The 19087-nt window shown below is 35.1% G+C and carries 21 protein-coding genes; 12 read left to right on the top strand and 9 right to left on the bottom strand.

What is annotated here, in order from left to right; translation table 11 throughout:
- Window positions 1–42: 42 nt before the first annotated feature.
- Both AC1Q8M_RS01350 and AC1Q8M_RS01355 read left to right on the top strand, forming a co-directional pair.
- The gene (locus AC1Q8M_RS01350) at window positions 43–483 is read left to right on the top strand and encodes a ferritin-like domain-containing protein (protein ID WP_000017755.1); all 441 of its coding nucleotides are present in this window, start codon (window positions 43–45) and stop codon (window positions 481–483) included.
- 175 nt (window positions 484–658) lie between these two features.
- The gene (locus AC1Q8M_RS01355; protein WP_098361173.1) at window positions 659–1801 is read left to right on the top strand and encodes a fused response regulator/phosphatase; all 1143 of its coding nucleotides are present in this window, start codon (window positions 659–661) and stop codon (window positions 1799–1801) included.
- A 39-nt stretch (window positions 1802–1840) separates the two neighbouring features.
- On the opposite strand, the gene AC1Q8M_RS01360 is transcribed toward AC1Q8M_RS01355, so the two are convergent.
- From AC1Q8M_RS01360 to AC1Q8M_RS01370, 3 genes are all read right to left on the bottom strand, one after another.
- Window positions 1841–2698 (bottom strand): CheR family methyltransferase, encoded by an 858-nt coding sequence (locus tag AC1Q8M_RS01360; protein WP_098361174.1) that lies wholly within the window; start codon window positions 2696–2698, stop codon window positions 1841–1843.
- 16 nt (window positions 2699–2714) lie between these two features.
- A complete protein-coding gene (locus AC1Q8M_RS01365; RefSeq protein WP_098855636.1) occupies window positions 2715–5405 on the bottom strand; it encodes an ATP-binding protein in 2691 nt (896 codons plus the stop codon).
- Window positions 5406–5609: 204 nt separating this feature from the next.
- Window positions 5610–5861 carry a hypothetical protein gene (locus AC1Q8M_RS01370; RefSeq protein WP_000991350.1) on the bottom strand — a complete coding sequence of 84 codons (252 nt, stop codon included), beginning with the start codon at window positions 5859–5861 and terminating at the stop codon, window positions 5610–5612.
- Window positions 5862–6098: 237 nt separating this feature from the next.
- Between AC1Q8M_RS01370 and AC1Q8M_RS01375 the strand changes: the two genes are divergently transcribed.
- The 5 genes from AC1Q8M_RS01375 (at window position 6099) to AC1Q8M_RS01395 (ending at window position 8095) form a co-directional block, all read left to right on the top strand.
- Complete coding sequence (locus AC1Q8M_RS01375) at window positions 6099–6239, top strand: hypothetical protein (protein WP_001004567.1); 141 nt, start codon at window positions 6099–6101, stop codon at window positions 6237–6239.
- A 36-nt stretch (window positions 6240–6275) separates the two neighbouring features.
- The gene (locus AC1Q8M_RS01380; protein WP_001100092.1) at window positions 6276–6806 is read left to right on the top strand and encodes a general stress protein; all 531 of its coding nucleotides are present in this window, start codon (window positions 6276–6278) and stop codon (window positions 6804–6806) included.
- A 139-nt stretch (window positions 6807–6945) separates the two neighbouring features.
- Window positions 6946–7149, top strand: a complete 204-nt coding sequence (locus tag AC1Q8M_RS01385) for a DUF4028 family protein (RefSeq protein WP_000635853.1) — start codon at window positions 6946–6948, stop codon at window positions 7147–7149.
- Window positions 7150–7291: 142 nt separating this feature from the next.
- Window positions 7292–7603 carry a YbjQ family protein gene (locus AC1Q8M_RS01390; RefSeq protein ID WP_000637510.1) on the top strand — a complete coding sequence of 104 codons (312 nt, stop codon included), beginning with the start codon at window positions 7292–7294 and terminating at the stop codon, window positions 7601–7603.
- A 345-nt stretch (window positions 7604–7948) separates the two neighbouring features.
- Window positions 7949–8095 (top strand): hypothetical protein, encoded by a 147-nt coding sequence (locus tag AC1Q8M_RS01395; protein WP_000498642.1) that lies wholly within the window; start codon window positions 7949–7951, stop codon window positions 8093–8095.
- A gap of 96 nt (window positions 8096–8191) precedes the next feature.
- Here the strand turns inward: AC1Q8M_RS01395 and AC1Q8M_RS01400 are convergent, their stop codons facing one another.
- The 4 genes from AC1Q8M_RS01400 to AC1Q8M_RS01415 form a co-directional block, all read right to left on the bottom strand.
- Window positions 8192–8497 carry a hypothetical protein gene (locus AC1Q8M_RS01400; RefSeq protein ID WP_098361176.1) on the bottom strand — a complete coding sequence of 102 codons (306 nt, stop codon included), beginning with the start codon at window positions 8495–8497 and terminating at the stop codon, window positions 8192–8194.
- A 57-nt stretch (window positions 8498–8554) separates the two neighbouring features.
- Window positions 8555–9745: an MFS transporter gene (locus tag AC1Q8M_RS01405; RefSeq protein ID WP_041488111.1), complete on the bottom strand. Its 1191-nt coding sequence runs from the start codon at window positions 9743–9745 to the stop codon at window positions 8555–8557.
- Between the two features lie 70 nt (window positions 9746–9815).
- Window positions 9816–10496, bottom strand: coding sequence for a FadR/GntR family transcriptional regulator (locus AC1Q8M_RS01410; RefSeq protein WP_001056900.1), 681 nt, complete (start codon window positions 10494–10496; stop codon window positions 9816–9818).
- Window positions 10497–10641: 145 nt separating this feature from the next.
- Entirely contained in the window at window positions 10642–11634 is a 993-nt protein-coding gene (locus AC1Q8M_RS01415) for a zinc-dependent alcohol dehydrogenase family protein (protein ID WP_000901736.1), read from the bottom strand.
- 149 nt (window positions 11635–11783) lie between these two features.
- Between AC1Q8M_RS01415 and bsh the strand changes: the two genes are divergently transcribed.
- Window positions 11784–12770, top strand: coding sequence for a choloylglycine hydrolase (gene bsh / locus AC1Q8M_RS01420; protein WP_098361177.1), 987 nt, complete (start codon window positions 11784–11786; stop codon window positions 12768–12770).
- Between the two features lie 59 nt (window positions 12771–12829).
- Here bsh and AC1Q8M_RS01425 read toward each other — a convergent pair whose 3' ends face one another.
- On the bottom strand, window positions 12830–12970 hold the full coding sequence (locus AC1Q8M_RS01425; RefSeq protein ID WP_000273536.1) for a YflJ family protein: 141 nt from the start codon (window positions 12968–12970) through the stop codon (window positions 12830–12832).
- A gap of 154 nt (window positions 12971–13124) precedes the next feature.
- Between AC1Q8M_RS01425 and AC1Q8M_RS01430 the strand changes: the two genes are divergently transcribed.
- Window positions 13125–13487 carry a hypothetical protein gene (locus AC1Q8M_RS01430; RefSeq protein ID WP_000582776.1) on the top strand — a complete coding sequence of 121 codons (363 nt, stop codon included), beginning with the start codon at window positions 13125–13127 and terminating at the stop codon, window positions 13485–13487.
- Window positions 13488–13514: 27 nt separating this feature from the next.
- Here the strand turns inward: AC1Q8M_RS01430 and AC1Q8M_RS01435 are convergent, their stop codons facing one another.
- Entirely contained in the window at window positions 13515–13700 is a 186-nt protein-coding gene (locus tag AC1Q8M_RS01435; RefSeq protein WP_000539552.1) for a YhzD family protein, read from the bottom strand.
- A gap of 208 nt (window positions 13701–13908) precedes the next feature.
- Between AC1Q8M_RS01435 and AC1Q8M_RS01440 the strand changes: the two genes are divergently transcribed.
- From AC1Q8M_RS01440 to yhaM, 3 genes are read left to right on the top strand one after another with little or no spacing between them, the layout of a single operon-like run.
- Window positions 13909–15150 (top strand): metallophosphoesterase family protein, encoded by a 1242-nt coding sequence (locus AC1Q8M_RS01440; protein ID WP_098361178.1) that lies wholly within the window; start codon window positions 13909–13911, stop codon window positions 15148–15150.
- Window positions 15147–18071, top strand: a complete 2925-nt coding sequence (locus AC1Q8M_RS01445) for an ATP-binding protein (protein WP_061660174.1) — start codon at window positions 15147–15149, stop codon at window positions 18069–18071. The genes AC1Q8M_RS01440 and AC1Q8M_RS01445 overlap by 4 nt, the downstream gene beginning before the upstream one ends.
- A 41-nt stretch (window positions 18072–18112) precedes the next feature.
- Window positions 18113–19057 carry a 3'-5' exoribonuclease YhaM gene (gene yhaM / locus AC1Q8M_RS01450; protein ID WP_000726652.1) on the top strand — a complete coding sequence of 315 codons (945 nt, stop codon included), beginning with the start codon at window positions 18113–18115 and terminating at the stop codon, window positions 19055–19057.
- The last annotated feature ends 30 nt before the right edge of the window (window positions 19058–19087 follow it).

Raw genomic sequence — 19087 nt, forward strand, 5'->3', positions numbered from 1 at the left:
TGAGAAAAGGGGTAGTTATTAAATATAGGAGGAGATATAAAAATGTCACACGATGTGAAAGAACTAATCGAAGGATTGAATGAAGATTTAGCAGGAGAATACTCAGCAATTATTATGTATAACCATAATGCAGCTACAGTTTCTGGTATATATAGACAAGTGTTAAAACCTTTCTTTGAATCTGAAATTAGTGATGAACAAGGACATGCCCTATATTTAGCGGAGAAAATTAAGACGTTAGGTGGTACACCTACTACAATCCCTTTACCAGTGAAACAAGTAGAAGATGTTAGAGAAATGTTAGAGTCGGCTAGACAATCAGAATATGAGACAATTAAGCGTTATGAAACGAGAAAAGAACAGGCAGCGAAATTAAATATGACAGAGTTAGTTGTAAAGTTAGAAGATATGATTGCAGATGAAACAAATCATATGGAAGAATTAGATCGTCTTTTAAATGACAAAGCAATGGTATTAAATTAATAGTGGAAATTTATAGAATGAAAGAACAAACTCTCATTTCTGGGGGTTTGTTCTTTTGCTGTATAAAAATTATGTTAGAGTAGGAAATTTTCATTTTGTAACTGAGTATGCAATACTAGAAAAATAGAAAATGATAATAGATTTACATTTTAAATAAGAAAAGGGGAAATAACTTGTGTCCATTTTAATTGTCGATGATAATCCGGTTAACATCTTTGTAATTGAAAAAATTTTAAAACAAGCCGGATATCAGGATCTTGTATCGCTGAATTCTGCACAAGAGCTTTTCAAATACATTCAATTTGGAGAAGATTCTTCCAGGTATAATGAAATTGATTTAATCTTATTAGATATTATGATGCCTGAAATTGATGGACTTGAAGTTTGTAGGCGATTACAAAAAGAGGAGAAGTTTAAAGATATTCCTATTATTTTTGTTACAGCTTTAGAGGATGCCAATAAATTGGCCGAAGCTCTTGATATGGGGGCAATGGATTATATTACGAAACCTATAAATAAAGTTGAACTATTAGCACGTATGCGTGTAGCGTTACGCTTGAAATCGGAATTAAATTGGCATAAAGAACAAGAAGAAAATCTTCGGAATGAACTAGATTTAGCTACGCAAGTACAAAGAAACTTATTAAGTAGCCCATTAAGAGAAGATTATATAAAAATTGAAGCAAGTTACTTACCTTCATTTAAATTAGCTGGAGATATGTATTATTGGTATAAAATCGATGAAAACCGCTACGGTATTATATTATTAGACGTGATGGGACATGGTATATCTGCTTCATTAGTTTGTATGTTTATTTCGTCTGTATTACGTGAAACGATTAAATCTTTAATCGATCCAGAACTTGTCATTAAAGACTTAAATAAATATATGACTCTTTTACATAATGAGAATGACGATATTCCATATTATTTTACAGCGATATATTTAGTAGTAGATACAGAAAAGAGAACGATTGAATATGTAAATGCAGGGCATCCTTCTGGATACGTTTTAGTTGATGAAACAAATATGGTTGAACTAAATCGCGGGAGTTGTGCGGTAGGATTTTTTGATGAAATAAAAGTTAAAAAGACAGTTATACCTTTTGAGAAGAACGCTCAAATCGTATTGTTTACAGATGGTGTTCTTGAAGCAATTGCAAATGATGAATTTGAGGCTGAAGAGAAATTACGTACTTTTACAGAAAGAAAATGGGGAGATTTAGAAGGCGAGATAGAAGGGTTTTACAAGGAAGAACAAAAGAAAGCGCAATCAGATGATATGTGTCTAATTATGATACAAACGAATGCGAAATAAAAAGCGTATGAAATCCAAACAGAGGATTTCATACGCTTTTTATTGTATTTTTTGATAAATTTGTTCACTAGGATTAAATTGGGTATAATGCGGCATTATATTTGAAAAACGAAGAGTTTCTTTATTTCCTAAACATAGAAATCCATTGTGACTTAAGCTTTCATAAAATAGTTGCTGCACTTGATTTTGAAGTTTACTTGTAAAGTAAATTAAAACGTTACGACAAAGTATAATATGAAACTCGTTAAAAGATTGATCGGTTACTAAATTATGCTGTGCAAAAATAATGTTTTGTAACAGTGAAGGATTAAAATAAGCAAAACGATTATCTGTTGAATAATAGTTAGAAAATGCTTGTGTACCGCCAGCTTGTAAATAGTTTTTCGTATAAGTTTGCATTTTATTTAACGGGAGGATAGCTTGTTTTGCTTTTTCTAACACATTTGTATTCATATCTGTTGCGTAAATAACCGACTTTTCACTTAATCCTTCTTCGTGAAGTAAGATGGACATCGATAATACTTCTTCACCAGTTGCGCATCCAGCATGCCAAATTCTAATTTCAGGTTGCTTTTTCAATTCAGGAATAACATGCTCTCTTAGCGCTTTAAAAAAGGCAGGGTTACGAAACATCTCAGTTACATTAATCGAGAAATCATTTAATAACTGTTCTAAAATCCCTTCCTCGTGAATTACTTTTTCAATTAATTTTGAAATGGTTGGGATATTAGAGAGCTGCATTCGATTACAAATCCTTCTATAAATAGATGTGCGAGCATATTGGCGAAAATCAAATCCTGATAGTTTAAATACCGCTTCCAATAGTAATTCAATTTCTAAGTTCGTGCGCTCATCCGTATCTACTGATGGATCAAAATTATAATACTTATTTTCCACTCCAACTAAACCTCACTTATTTTATTAACCATACACTCATTACCGAATAGAGTTGATGTAGGTTTAATGGTTTACTTATATAATCTGAAGCGCCAGCAGATAAACATTTTTCCTTATCATTTGGCATTGCTTTAGCAGTTAATGCGATAATAGGTATTTCATGTAACCCTAAGTTCATTCGGATATTTTCCATCGTTTCATAACCGTCCATATTAGGCATCATAATATCCATTAAAATAAGGTCAATATTTGTATTGCTTTTTAGTATTTCTAAACACTCTATGCCGTTTTGGGCAGTAATAATGTTGGCATTTTGTTTTTTTAATGCATTTTGTAACGCAAATATATTTCGATGATCATCATCGACAATTAAAATGGTTTTCTCTTGGAAGACGTTATTTGTTTCGGTAGTAACGATAGCTTCTTCCACAACTTCAGCAGGAATAACATCTTCTATCGTTGCTGCGACTTCTAAATTGGATAACTGTATATCATGTAATCCATTTGGAAGGTTAGGAATATATACCGTGAAAGTACTACCTTCTCCTACATTACTCTCTAACGTAATCCAACCACCTAACAACCTAGCAAACTCTTTACAAATAGATAAACCTAATCCTGTACCACCATACTTTCGAATCGTTGCTCCATCTGCCTGTTGAAAGGCTTCGAAAATAAGTTGATGCTGTTCTTTAGCGATACCAATACCAGTATCTTTTACTGAAATTGTAATCCAATCTTTACTTATAGACTGCATATCATGACTTAAATTACTTGTTTCTATCGAATCGAAATGTAAAGAAACGGATCCTTTTTCGGTGAATTTAAATGCATTGGATAATAAGTTTTTAATAATTTGCTCAATCCGTTTTGCATCTGTATAAAACAGATCAGGAATCGTATCACTGTCTTCAATAGTAAATTCGACATTTTTTTGTCCAGCTATATGTAAAAAGTTTTGATGCATATTGGCTGCCATGTCACTTATGTTCGTTGCTTCAAAAATGATGTCTAGTTTGCCTGCTTCTACTTTAGATAAATCTAGTATGTCATTAATTAAAGTAAGTAAGTCTTTCCCTGATGAATGAATGACAGTTGCTAATTCAATCTCATCGTCGGATAAATTGTTATCATGATTTTCTCTTAACATTTCAGATAATAGTAAAATACTATTTAACGGTGTGCGTAATTCATGTGACATATTTGCTAGGAACTCAGATTTGTATTTTGAGCTGCGTAACAACTCGCTTGCTTTTTCTTCTAATTCTGATTTAGTAATTTGTAAGTCAGCTGTCTTCTGCTCAGCCTCTTCAGTTCTAGACTCTAATTGTTCATTCGTTGTTCGTAATTCTTCTGCTTGCATTTGTAGTTCTTCCGCTTGCGTTTGCAATTCTTCTGATTGAACTTGTAACTCTTCTGTCATTGCTTGTGATTCATGTAAAAGAGTTTGAATTCGCATACGTCCCATAATACTATGGATTGTTAAACCTAGATTATCAACGGTTTGTTGAATTAAATCTTGATGTAAATCTGAAATCTCAGTTACACTTACTAACTCCATTACTGCGATTACTTCATCCTCAAATAAGATAGGGATGATTAATAGATTTTTAGGACGTATTTCTAATACTCCGCTAGTGACATAACGAAACTCTTCGGGTATATCCCTGAGAATAAAACTTTTCTTTTCTAAGGCAGACTGTCCAATGAAACCTTCACCCATTTGAATGGATTGTTTCCCAATATCAGCACCTTGATCGGCGAAAGAAGCTTTTTTCACATAGTAGACAGTTTCTTCATATTCTTCACGTACATAAAATGCACCGCAAGAAGTTTGCGTTTTTTGTATAATTCCACTAAGAATTTTTTTACCTAACATCTCAATAGAAGATACACCTTGATACATTAAAATTAATTCTGCAAGCTCCGTTTGTAACCACTCTCTTTTCGATATTTCGTCTAGTAGGTGATTCGTTGTATGAGCAAGATCTTTTATTTCATCATGTGTATTTACATGAATTCTTTCCGTAATTTTTTCTTTAGAAGAAATTGATTTAATAGCTTGAATTACATTTTTAATCGTTTTTGTAATGGAATTCGAAATATAGAGTGAAACGATAATGGAAATAAAAGAAAGTAAGAACAATAAACTGTATAACCAAATCTCTAATTTATTATTTTCAGTATCTAATTGTGCTGCTCTTTTTTTCGTTAATTGCTCCTCAGTGCTACGGAAGTTAGTTACCTGTGACTGTAAGGACTGAATTTGAGTCGTGTCGATTGTTTGTACATTATTACTATTATTATTTGTAATAAGTGGGTGAATCTCTTTATTAATCCAACTAGTAATGTTTTCGTTAATCTGTTTTAATTTTTCTTGCTGAGAGGGGTTATCCTCTAATAAAGAAAAAAGATCTTGATAATGTTTTTCGTAATCCTTTTCCGCAGAGTTAAGGGATTGCACGTAATTAGGGTTATTAGAAATGATAAACCCTTTCGCTTTATTTTCAATTGTTAGTAACTCTTTCTCCACTTGATTCGTCAAATTGAGAACTTTAAAATCATGATCAATAATAAAATTACGAGATTTTTGTAAGTTGGAAATCTCATTGTTTAACATAATGAAAGAAACAAGTAAGAACAAAATGATAACTAAATAACCAGCCATAATTTTGTAGCGAATACTAAATTTTGCTTTCGAGTTCATTAAAAATTCCTACCTTCAAGGTTATTAAAACTTTTCTATTTTAAAGAATGAAAAACGTAATATATATTATATCAGTTTTCATAAGGCCAAACTAGAAATCCCCCTATTGTATTAGGGGGTTCTTTTTTTATAGAGGAAATCATTTTGAAATATAAAAACATATATGAAAGGTAGTAAACGAGGGAATAGAGGATAACAAACATTCTAAGAAGGGAAGAGTGTTCTTAAAGCTCTTTTTGCATCTATTCCTTCAAAAATAAATAATATAAGATCTTTCTTTTTTACAGTAAGGAAAAAGGATACTAGAGTGCTTAAATTTTTGATTGATGTCATTGTTCCATGTTTACTTATAAACAAATTAGCTTGAAATGTTGTCATTAAAGCATAAAAATGATGAATCTGAGTTATTGTAGGTGTTTCATTATAAGAAATAGTAGTAGAGTGAATGGCGTTCATCGTAATATTCCTTTCCATATAGTAAGCATAACAATATAAACATACCCGTTTTAAAAAATGTTAAACATATAAATAAGAAAAAATATAAGTATAGTTTTTTTACGTTTAGAAAAGGTTAGGAAGGGTATACATATACTACAAAGAGATTGATTGAAGATGAATTGTAAGATGTCTATGTTTAGTAGATTAGTCTATCAAAATATACTTTTACTTTAAATAAAAAGGAGCCTGGTATACATGAATGAAATGATGATTGATATTACATTTGATTTAATTTACTTGTTAAGTAGTTCACTTGTAGTGCTTTTACTATTCGCTTTCTTCGTAAATGGTTATGTTAATAAGAAGATTAGTGTATACAGAAATGAAGAAAAATAAAGATACATTATATAAAACTTTAGGAGGTTAATAGTTATGAATGTAGATAGAAAAATAGTAGGTGTTTTTAGAACAATTGATGATGCGGCACTCGTTATTAATGAATTAAATGATAAAGGATACTCAGCAGAGAATATTTCAGCTATTGCGAAAGATCAAAAGGAAATTGAACACCTTGAAGAAAAATCGGGTGAAAAAGTGAATAGCGAAACTGCACATAAAGCAGATATCTTTTCAGCGACAGGGCTTGTAGCTGGAGGGGTAGCAGGCGGGCTAGGTGGATTATTAACAGGTCTTGGTGTACTTGCCGTTTCTGGAATGGGTCCAATTGTAGCAGCAGGACCAATCGCAGCAGCTATTGGAGGAGCCGGTATTGGCGGAGGAGCTGGAAGTTTAATAGGAGCATTTATCGGCTTAGGAATCCCTGAAGACCATGCTAAAAAGTATGAAGAATATATTTACGATGGCAATATATTAATTTTAGTAGATGCAAAATTAGACGATAAGTTAGAAATCTATAAAATATTTGATAAGCATAATGCCTATAACTCTGATTTCTTTAAATAAAATATAAACAAAGTGAATATCGTTTTTTGATCTTACAACTTTGGCGCGGCCGAGGAGTCGTATGACTATAAGAGAGGAAGGGCTTATAGTAAAAGATCAAGTTCTATCATGTTATTTAAAAGGGAAGAGGTGCCTTTTCGTGATTGTAAAAATATTAAAGGATAGCAGTAATAGTTTCCTTTGTACAGTTCAAAACAAAAATGGAGACCAGTATGTGAAAAAATGGTTTAGTAAACATGAAAATAACAAAGAATTAGGGCGACCAACTTTTAAAGAAGTAGAAAAGGATTGGAAAGAAAATAGAGAATCGTTTATGTATCCCAATATTAAAGCACTTTATTAAAATTAAACATAATGCGCGCTTTATTATTACAAAACTGTCACATTCCTGTAAGGTAATTCAATGGATTAGATACTTTTTCCATGTCATAATAAAAACATAAGAAAGCTTATCAAAACTACAACTTATTAGGAGAGTGTCAGTCATGATTGTAACAACAACGTCTGGAATTCAAGGTAAAGAAATTATTGAGTATATCGATATTGTAAATGGTGAAGCTATTATGGGTGCAAATATTGTCCGCGATTTATTCGCTTCCGTTCGTGATGTTGTCGGTGGTCGTGCTGGTTCTTATGAAAGCAAGCTAAAAGAAGCTCGTGATATCGCAATGGATGAAATGAAAGAACTCGCAAAACAAAAAGGTGCGAACGCTATCGTTGGTATTGACGTAGATTACGAAGTTGTTCGTGATGGAATGTTAATGGTTGCTGTAAGTGGTACAGCTGTACGTATATAAGTAAATAAAAAACAGGCTCACCCCTTGAAGTTTATGCTTTGAGGGGTTTTTTTGTTTTTAAGTTGTAGAAGTAAACTCCAGTTGCAAGGGTAAAATGAAAAAGAGACAGTGATGCTACATATATGTAATGTGAGTGCAAACTTTATAATAAAGTTGTTATTTGAGATAATGGAAGAATTAGTGGTATAAATAATTTTATAGATAATAATCAAAATAGAGAAGACAGAATGTTCATGGATGGAATAGTTGGGGGGATTTTCCAATCTGTAATAAAAAACGGAGGTACCGAGAGCGGTTTACAGATGTCTACTACATAAAATTTATAATGGATTGGAGGCAATTTTTATGTTTTGGTTAGGAGGCTTTTTAGGATACATTGTAGGTTCTATTACTACATGTGCGCTACTTTACTTTGGTTATAGAGCCGAGAAGAACAAAAAAGCGGATATGCGAAAGAAAGAGGAGAGAAACATCAATAAAAAAGGTGTATAGGATGTGGAAGAAAAATTGATAACATTGATGCAAAAATAAAGGACAGTTACATATTTTATATGATTACTATGTACTGTCCCGCTTATTCCTTTTGGATTAACAAAAATTGTTTCCTGTCTTGCTATAAATTTCATAAGCAAAAAATCCAAATAAATAGCCTATTCCGGATCCTAAACTAATTGAAAGCAGTGAGAAATCTGGGGAAAACATGCCGAAAATCAAACCAATTATACAGCCCAAAAGCATTCCTATAGGTATTAAACTATCTAATAACAGTTGAGCTTTTTGAGGTTTTTTCTTACCTAATTTTCCTTCTTTATATTTCCGTTCCATTCTTTTTATTACAAATACTACAATTCCACCAACTATTAAAACGGGCGCGATTGCCGAAATGAACCACATATTAGAAGCTCCTTTCGTATTTTAACCAAATTATACCATGTAATAACATTTTTTAGTTTAAGCGGAGATAAGATTTTTTGCTTCTCCTTCCTTTTTGTTCATGACTAAAGTTAATAGGAGTAAAATTAAGCTTAAAAGTGCCATTATAATAAAAACTTGCGTATAACTATCAAAATAGTCACGAGCGATTCCAGCTAGGACAGGAATGAATCCGCCCATAATATATCCTCCTGATTGCATCATAGCAGTCCATGCACTTGCATCTTCTGAAGTTTTTGTTTCATATAGTGGCAGCATAAGAGCGAGTGGAAATACGCCGCCGAGCCCGATCCCTAGTAAAATAGAAGGGGTCCATGGTGTAGTTAGTGGGTAAATCATAAGCGATAAACCTACGAGTACAAAGCATATACTTCCTAATAACCAAAGTGCTCTGTTTTTATAAATATCCGCTAATGTTGGAATTAAAAAGCTACATATCATTTGAATCACTGTAAAAACAGTTATAAGAGTACCCGCTTGCTCGCTACTCACACCCATACTTTGATTTGCTGGCGCAAGCCAAGTCGTAATGGAATAAAAGATTCCTGATTGTAGTCCGAAAAAGATTGTAAATAACCATGCTTTTTTATTTCTTAAAGGCAATTTATTATTCTTTTTATTTTGTGTGCTCGTCTTCTTTTTTCGTTTCATAATGGGATACCAAAATATAATGGCGATAATAGTTAGTGCACCCCAAAAAGCGAGTGCCATATTCCAAGATCCTTTTAATACATGTTGTAAAGGAATCGTTAATCCTGAACTTAAAGAAGCACCAGTACCCATACCTACTGAATATATTCCAATCATTAAGCCGATTTTCGTAGGGAATTTTTCTTTAATAAAACCTGATAATAACGGACCTGCAAGTGCAATTCCAATACCGATAAATAAAGAGCTCGCGAATAATGTGGAAATAGAAAAGGTAAAAGCTCTCATACATGTTGCCAAGCCAATTAAAATAAGACAAGCCATAATTGATTTTTCTGCCCCGTATTTCTTAATTACCTTCCCAGTCAGTAAGGCGAATGTCCCCATACAAAAAACAGGAATAGCTGTTAAAAAACTAACGGAAAAATTGCTTATATTTAAGTCTTGTCGGATTGTTTCTAATACAGGTGAAACAGATGTAATTCCGATACGTAAATTAATAGAAACAAAAAATAGCGCTAGTATATACAAATAAGTTCGTTCTTGATGTTTCAATTTCATTTTCTCCTCTCTTAAACATCAGATGTTATTGAGTATATCATCTGATGTTTTTGTGTAATAGATAAGGAGCTTATTTCAGCTCCAAATTTTGAACAGCGTATTTTCGTGCTTCTTCAGTATTTTGTTTTAAAATCGCTTGGAATAACTTTTCATGAATGTCAGAGTTATCTTCATAGTTCGCTGTATTTAATATGAATTGGCTTAAAATGTGACGAAGGGCAGGTACGAAAGATTGATACAAATCAAGTAGAACTTCGTTTTTGCTCGCCTTTGCAATGGCTAGATGAAACTGAATGTCTGCATCTATGTATGCTACATAATTTCCTTCTTGAAGGGCATTTTTTCTTTTATTCAAATGTCCTTTTAAGTATAAAAGATCCTCGTCGCTTCGGCGCTGTGCCGCTAACATCGCTACTTCTTTATCTAACATATTTCGTGCTTCATACACATGATTTATATTAGCTGCTTGTAGTCGTTTTTCAAATGAATCTTGCGTTATATTAAGTGAGACAATACGAGTACCTTGTCCTTGTCGAACTTCTAATATGCCAGCATGTACTAATATTTTTATGCTTTCTCGTAGCGTTGAGCGTCCTACCCCTAACTCTTCCATTAATTGCGGCTCTGTAGGGAGGCGATCACCAACTTCATACTTCCCAGAAAAGATTTTCTCTTGTAGACGTTCCAATACTTCATCGACTAATTTCCGCCGAGAAACTTTTGAAAAAGATTTCTTTTCGTTCATATTCATCTGCTCATCTCCTGTTATGTTCGCTTTTATGATAACCAATATAAGTGCTGTTGACAATGTTATTTTTAGGTAGTTGAAGCCGGGATATCAAAATTAGGTTTATAAGGCATAAAAAAATCAATCAAAATAGAGTCTTCAATTGCATTCAATAACTCGTCAAAAACACTTTCCCTTTCGTTTTCTCAGCAGATTGCACAACATCAACTGCCGCTTTCACATCTGCTAAGTCATACGTAGAATGTACCGTCATAAAACACAATTGCTTATTTTCTACTAAACGAATTAAGTGACGAAACGTTTCTTGCCATTTATATGGTGACACTTCATTATTCCAATGTCGTAAATGAAATATGTTTGCGTGTACTTTTGCTCTCGTGACAATCTCGGCCCAGTTCACTTGTATTCCTGATAGAAGACCGATCGTTAAAAAATGCCCGTTTGGACGTAAGGAGAAAGCTAATTCATTTCCATCCGGTCCTCCGATGGAATCAATTGCAGCATCCGCACCGAGCCCGTTTGTTAATGACATAACTGTTTCATAAAGCGGGGTAGTGGAAGTATCAATTACATATGCAGCACCAAGGCGCAGTAATTCTTCTGTATGCTTATTATTTCTTGTAACAGCAATTAATCGGAAATTTAAAATTTGTGATAACTGCGCAAATAGATGTCCAATAGCGGATCCACAAGCATTCACTAATAAAACATCATTACGCTGTAAGTTTAGCGTTTCTGTACATGTAACCCACGCAGTAAGAGGATTAATATACATTTGTGCCGCTGTAAAATCATCAATGGAATCAGGAACAGGGACTACAAAATCAGCTAATGTCTTCACATATTCTTGCCAAGTACCTTTCCCGCGTAAAGGTAACACACGTTTACCGATAAGGTCTCGAGAAACAAAAGCGCCTACATCTTCTACAATACCAACACCTTCATAACCAGGTATGTTAGGCAAAGGGATTCTATGTGCGTATGCTCCAGTGATGGGAATTAAGTCAGATGGATTAATCGGTCTAACTAGCATACGAACGAAAACTTCATTATCTTTCAGTGGTTCTATATTTTTATATTCAACTTGTAATACGTCTTTTGGATTGCCAAACTTATGAAATTGAATGCATGTTCCAAGCAAAGTAATTTGCCCCCTTAGTTTGATTGAATTTATTATAGCATTTTTAGTTTGGGTGGTTATTTTGTTAGTGATAAAAAGGGTTTTTAATTTACGTATTTATCAGAATTTTATAAAATGTGTATATAACTATAAAATGGGGGGATTTCTTCATGTGTACTAGTTTGACGTTACAAACTAAAAATTTCCAACATCTTTTTGCGAGAACAATGGATTTCACATTAGATATGAATCAGGAAGTAATAATCATTCCTCGGCGTTATCAGTGGAACAATATAACTGGTGAAACGATCCGAGCGAAAAAGGCTGTTGTCGGAATGGGAATTAATTTTGGAGGAAGGGTCATGATGGCGGACGGAGTAAATGAAACTGGTATGACATGTGCAACTCTCTATTTCCCAGGATTTGCTACTTATAGTAATCATATAGATAGCAATAAAACGAATGTAGCACCATTTGATTTTGTGACTTGGAGCCTCACGCAGTTCAATTCTGTTGAAGAATTAAGAAAATATATTGATAACATTGCCTTTATAGATGTGCCATTACCAGTTTTAGGAATTACGCCACCGCTACATTGGATTTTAGCAGATAAATCGGGAGCGTGTATTGTACTTGAGCCGACAGCTGATGGAATAAAAGTGTATGACAATCCAATAGGAGTAATGACTAATAGTCCGGAGTTTAATTGGCATTTACAAAATTTAAGACAATATATTGGACTTAAATCGCAGCCATTTGCGCCAACTGAGTGGGGAGATGTACCATTAAGTGCTTTTGGCCAAGGTTCAGGAACAATGGGACTTCCTGGAGATTTCACCCCGCCATCAAGATTTGTACGGGCAGCATATGGCAAACAAAACATTCAAAGTATAGAGAACGAAGAAGAGGGGATATCGGCTATTTTTCATATCTTATCAAATTGTGAGGTTCCTAAGGGGGCAGTAATAACAGAAGACGGTATATTAGATAATACGATCTATACAAGTGCAATGTGTATGGAGTCTGGAACATATTATTACCATACTTACGATTGTAGACAAATTATAGCCATTCATTTATTCAATGAAGATTTAGATACAGCTGAGATTAAAACGTATCCGTTCCAGCGGAAGCAAAAAATCTTTTATGAAAACTGATAAAAACACCTCCATTGAATTTGCATACTTAGTATGCGAATTCGGGAGGTGTTTTTCTATTAAGCCGAAGCTTTCTTCATTCTCTCAAGTAAACTAGATAACACATGCGTACGATACGATTCTAGTTTTTTACCTTCATAAGTACGGATACCTAATTTTTTAAGTTCTTTTACATACCAACCTTTGCTTCCGAAATACATGTGATCGCTCCCCTTCAACTGTATTTTTATTTGTTCTGATTGCATATGGAGGTACAGGTAATATAATGAAGGAAATGAATTTCGCGCGAAAATGGTTAACTTTGTTGCAAAAGACATATATACTAAAGATAGTATACAACGAGGTGGACAAGACGTGATTATAGAGAAGCACGAAATTCAAATTGACCAAATTACTAGCGGTAAAGTGAATATCTTTACTTTCTATAGAAATAGAAAGCAAATTGATGATCATTTTTTACGATTGCAAGAACCATCGCTTACAGCAAACTACTTCTTCCATTTTCATTTTGATGCAGAGAGCTTGCATCTACTGCAGGAAGAGTTTCCAGGCGTATATCCGTACGACGGTAGTGAAACGATTCACGACTGGACGGAAAAGATGAAAGCTGAATTGCAACATCAGATCCAAACAGGTAAATGGAATAAACGCGTACGTATTGGTAATCGCATTCTAGATGTGGTGTTTACGTGGTGTGACGAAGATATAGTAGAGTGAAAAAGAAGCGGATGACGCTTCTTTTTTTTAGCGCTGGAATAAAACGAGCTTACCTGCAGTAGATGTACAGCGATGTGTTTTTTCATACAATCCTTTTTCTTGTAAAATAGATTCACCTTTTGCTTTTGCTTCTTTTTCAGTTGCCGCCTCGAATGATTCGTCTAATGCTTTTGAACCATCTTTTTCAAAGACTGTTAGAACGTATACTCCCATGAAAATTCCCTCCAATAATTAAAATCAGAATCTTATAATTATTTTGACATAAAACGCTACAATATGCAAAGAAATATATGACATTGCGTGGTAAAATAGAATGAAACTTTAATCATCGAGAATATTTTCATTCTCGATGATGATTAGTTTTCAGCGATGTTAATTTTAATAAAATGAAACTTTTGAAAGATAGAAAGGATCGTTATTTGTGAAACAAGTAAAGTTTATACATGCGGCTGATTTGCATTTGGATAGTCCGTTTAAAGGAATGGAGATGAATGTTGCGCAGTCTGTTTGGGAGAGAATGAAGCAAAGTACGTTTGAATCATTTGAGCGTATTGTTGATAAAGCGATTCAAGAGCGCGTTGATTTCGTATTACTAGCTGGGGATTTGTATGATGCGGAGACGAGAAGTTTGAGGGCGCAAGTGTTTGTGCGTGAGCAAATGAAGAGACTTTCGCAGTACGATATCCCTGTTTTTATTATTCACGGTAACCATGATCATTTAGGAGGAAGCTGGGCAGCGATTGAGTTTCCGGAAAATGTTCATGTGTTTACGGAGCCTTACGTAGAAGAGAAATCATTTTATAAAAATGGTGAGCTATTAGCTTCTATTTATGGGTTTAGTTATTTGCAGCAAGCGGTAACGGATAATATGACAGCGCAGTATACGAAAATGAGTGATGCGCCTTTTCATATTGGCATGCTTCACGGAAGTGTGGAAGGAGATGCAGAGCATAATCGCTATGCACCGTTTCAAATTCGTGAGTTGAAAGAAAAACAGTTTGATTATTGGGCTCTTGGCCATATACATAAACGTGAAATTTTATCAGAAGAGCCATACATTATTTATCCAGGGAACATACAAGGTCGTCATCGTAAGGAAACAGGTGAGAAGGGTGCGTACCTTATTGAACTTACGAAACAAGGAACGCATTGCTCATTTTTCCATACGGCAGATGTTGTATGGGATGAGATCGAAGTTTGTATTGATGGACTTGAAACTATTGATGAACTTATGACGAGCATGTCAACTGCGATGAATGAGTGCCGAAGAGAAGAGGAAGGGACGCTTTTAACTGTCGTATTCACAGGGCAGGGCCCACTTTCTTCTTATTTGCGTGACGAAAAGCGTGTGGAAGAGATTTTTCACATTTTAGCATCTGGCGAAGAGCGAAAAGATTTCGTAGATGCAATGAAGTGGAAAAATGAGACGGTTTCTTTTGCGGAAATCGAACGTTTGAAAGCGGAAAATCATTTCGTCGGTAGTGTGCTAAAGGAGCTAGAAGCTTTCACAAATATGGACGGCGTGTTGCGCACCATTTGGACATCTCCTGTAGCGCGTAATAGTATTGAATCTTTTACAGAAGACGAGAAGAAAGAGATTCAAAAGGAAGCAGAAAATATTATTTTAGAGCAATTATTCCAGCAAGAGAGGGATAAAAAATGAGAATTGAAAAACTCCATATTTATGGGTACGGAAAATTAGAAAATGTGGAAATGGATCTTTCCTTGCTGACGGTGCTATACGGTGAAAATGAAGCGGGGAAATCGACAATTCGCTCGTTTATGAAAAGTATTCTGTTCGGTTTTCCGACGAGAGGACAGCGCCGTTATGAGCCGAAAGAAGGCGGGAAGTATGGCGGTGCGATGACTGTACAAACAGAGCAGTACGGCCGTTTGAAAATTGAACGATTGCCAAAGACGGCAGCTGGCGAGGTGACCGTTTATTTTGAAGACGGGAAAACGGGCGGCGAGGAAATTTTAAACGATATATTAAGCGGGATGAATGAAAGTTTATTTGAATCGGTCTTTTCATTTGATATGCATGGTCTTCAAAATATTCATCAGCTCGGCGAAGCGGATATTGGCAATTATTTATTTTCAGCAAGTGCAGTCGGAAGCGATGCGCTATTACAGTTAGATAAAAAGCTAGAAAAAGAAATGGATCAGCGTTTTAAACCGAGTGGGCGTAAACCGGAAATTAACGTGTCACTGCAAGAGATGAAGAAGCTTGAAGAGAAGATGAAAGAGTGGCAAGGAAAAATTGGCACGTATGAAAAACAAGTGGAGCAGTTAAAAGAAAGTGAAGAGAAGCTTGCTTCTGTTCGCGGAGAGAAAGAGAGTGCAGAAAGGCGAAAGCAAGATTATGAAATATTAGCAGCGCTTGAGCCCCTCGTTATTGAAAAGCGTGCGCATGAGAAAGTGTTAGAAAATGAGAGCAGGCAGTTTCCTGTAAACGGAATGGCGCGCTATGAAGCGATTAAGGCGAAGATGGAGCCGCTTCAGTTACAAGTTGATTCGCTCCATAAGAAAATCGAGACAGTGCAATCGGAAATTGCCTCGATTCAAATAGATGAAGAGTTTTTACGAAAAGAAAGTTATGTAGAAGAACTTCGTATGCAGCATTTGTCTTATGAAAATGCGTGCCAAGAAATGCGTGATATGACAGGAAGTATTACGAATATAAAAGAAGAAATTGCAGAACTAGAACAACAAATTGGTGCTACTTTTGAAAAGGAAGCGGTTCTTGCGTTTGACATGAGTTTGGCAACGAAAGAATTAATTACGCAAACCGTGCAAAAGGCACGTGAATTAGAAACGCAAAAAGCACAGCTTGATGATCGTTTTAAAGTAGCGCAAGAGCAATTAGAAGAACAAGAAGAAAATATAAGACAGATTCAGAAACAAATGTTAGTTGATGAAGAGCGAAATACGTTAGTTGAGAAAGAGAAATCGTTCCAAGACGCGGCGTTTATCGGTATGGATGCAGAGAGAATGAAGCGCAAGTATGAGGAAAAAGCAGGAGCGGCTATGCAAAAGAAAAAGCAGTGGCAAAGAATTTGTCTTCTGTTACTTCTTATTAACACGCTTGTTTTATTCACGAGTTTATTTATTGATAACCGCCCGCTCTTATTTATTAGTGTTATTGTTTTTGTAGGGATTGTCCTTGCTCTTGTTTTATATAAAGATCCATCAAGCGGATTACAAGAAGAGCTTCTTACTCTTCAGCAAAGTGCTGGCGGGAGACAAAGTGAAGAAGCGCTGTCTGTGCGCTATCAGTTAGAAAAAGATGAAGAGATTCGGAAACTATTTGAGCGTGAGTCTTATAAATTGCAGCAAATGGAGCGAGCTTATGATAAAGTCGTTTCATCGTATGAGGAATGGGAGAGAGAAACGTTCCAGGCGGGAGAACAAGTAGATGCATATAAAACGCGCTATATGTTCCCAGAATTTTATACGTATGCACACATATTGCCAGCGTTTGAGCGTATTGAAAAAATGCAGCAATTATATCGGGAGTTAGAAAAACAAGGCACGCGAAAATCTTCATTATATGAAATGATTTCGCATTTTGAACAGAAACTAGAAGCTGTTATCGGTAGTGCGGAGTATAGTAAGCTACACGGGGCACAAAGTCGTATGCAAAATGAGAAAGAGAAGCGCCAAACTTGTAAGCAGTTAAAAGAAAAACTGGCGGAATGGCAAGAAGAATATGAGTTTATGCAAGAACAATTGAAACAACTGTTAGTAGAACGAAATGCATTATGGAATATTGCAGAGACTACAGATGAAGAGATGTTTTTAGAAGCGGGTAAACTGGCGGAAAAACGTGAAGATGCTGAGAAACAAGTAGTGCGTTTATTACCGCAAATTGATCTGTTAGAACAGCGTTTAAAGAGTTTATCATTAGCTGAACATTACGAAGCTGACGGTTATGAAGAGAAATTAAAGAGAGAAATTACAGTCGTACAAAACTGTCTGGCGCAAGAGAAAGAACTGACAGAGCGCATCGCGAAACATCGTATGGAAATTGCGAATTTAGAAGAAGGTAGTACGTACGGAGATTTAATGCATGAATGGGAAATGAAAAAAGCGCAATTGCGTGAACAAGTGAAGAAATGGGCTGCTTATGCGGCCGCAAAAACGGTGTTAACGAAAACGAAGCAATATTATCATGAAGTGCATCTGCCTCGTATTTTACAAAAATCAGAAGAGTATTTCGTCTATTTAACGGGCGGACGCTATAGTAAAATCTTTTCACCGTCAGAGGCGGAGCCGTTCATTGTTGAACGTAACGACGGTATACGTTTTTACAGTCATGAACTAAGCCAAGCGACAGCGGAGCAGTTATATTTATCACTGAGATTTGCACTTGCGAAAACATTTGAACATGATTACCCATTTATTATTGATGATAGTTTCGTGCACTTTGATGCGGTAAGGACGGATCGAACGATTGAACTAATAAAGGAAATCGCAAAAGATAGACAAGTCATCTTCTTTACATGTCATGCGCATTTACTCGCGTATTTTACAGAAAAACAGATTGTAAAATTAACACATAAGCGTAAAGAAAATGAGTTGTGATATGCTATACTAAAAGTAACTGATTTGGTGGAGGAATTCGAATGAAAAAGAAAATTGCAGAATATGAAGTTGGTGAACAAGTCGATGTTTTCTTGTTAATTAAAACAGCGACAAAAGGTCTAGCAAGTAATGGAAAGCCATTTTTAACAGTAATCTTACAAGATCCAAGTGGAGATATTGAAGCGAAGCTATGGGACGTATCACCAGAAGTTGAGAAACAATATGTAGCAGAAACAATCGTTAAAGTAGCTGGTGATATTTTAAACTACAAAGGACGTATTCAATTACGTGTGAAACAAATCCGTGTTGCGAATGAAAATGAAGTAACAGACATCTCGGATTTCGTAGAAAAAGCACCAGTGAAAAAAGAAGATATGGTTGAGAAAATTACACAATACATATTTGAAATGAGAAATCCGAACATTCAACGTCTAACAAGACATTTGTTAAATAAGCATCAAAACGAATTTTTAGAATATCCAGCAGCGACAAAGAACCATCACGAGTTCGTATCTGGACTAGCTTATCACGTCGTATCGATGCTAGATTTAGCGAAAGCTATTTCAAATCTATACCCATCATTAGATAAAGACTTACTATATGCAGGCGTTATTTTACATGACCTTGGTAAAGTAATTGAACTATCTGGCCCGATTTCTACAACGTATACGTTAGAAGGAAATTTACTAGGCCACATTTCTATCATGGTGAACGAAATCGGTAAAGCAGCAGACGAATTGCAAATCGATGCAGAAGAAGTATTAATTCTTCAACACATCGTCCTTTCTCATCACGGAAAAGCGGAATGGGGTAGCCCAAAACCACCATTAGTAAAAGAAGCAGAAATTCTGCATTACATCGATAACTTAGATGCAAAAATGAACATGATGGACCGCGCATTAGGACGCACAAAACCAGGCGAATACACAGAGCGTGTCTTCGCACTTGATAATCGTTCGTTCTATAAACCGACGTTCCATAATTAATAGTGTGAATAAAGTGGCCTTATTAAGTTT

Source organism: Bacillus sp. GW823-FHT06A10 (genome assembly GCF_058795375.1).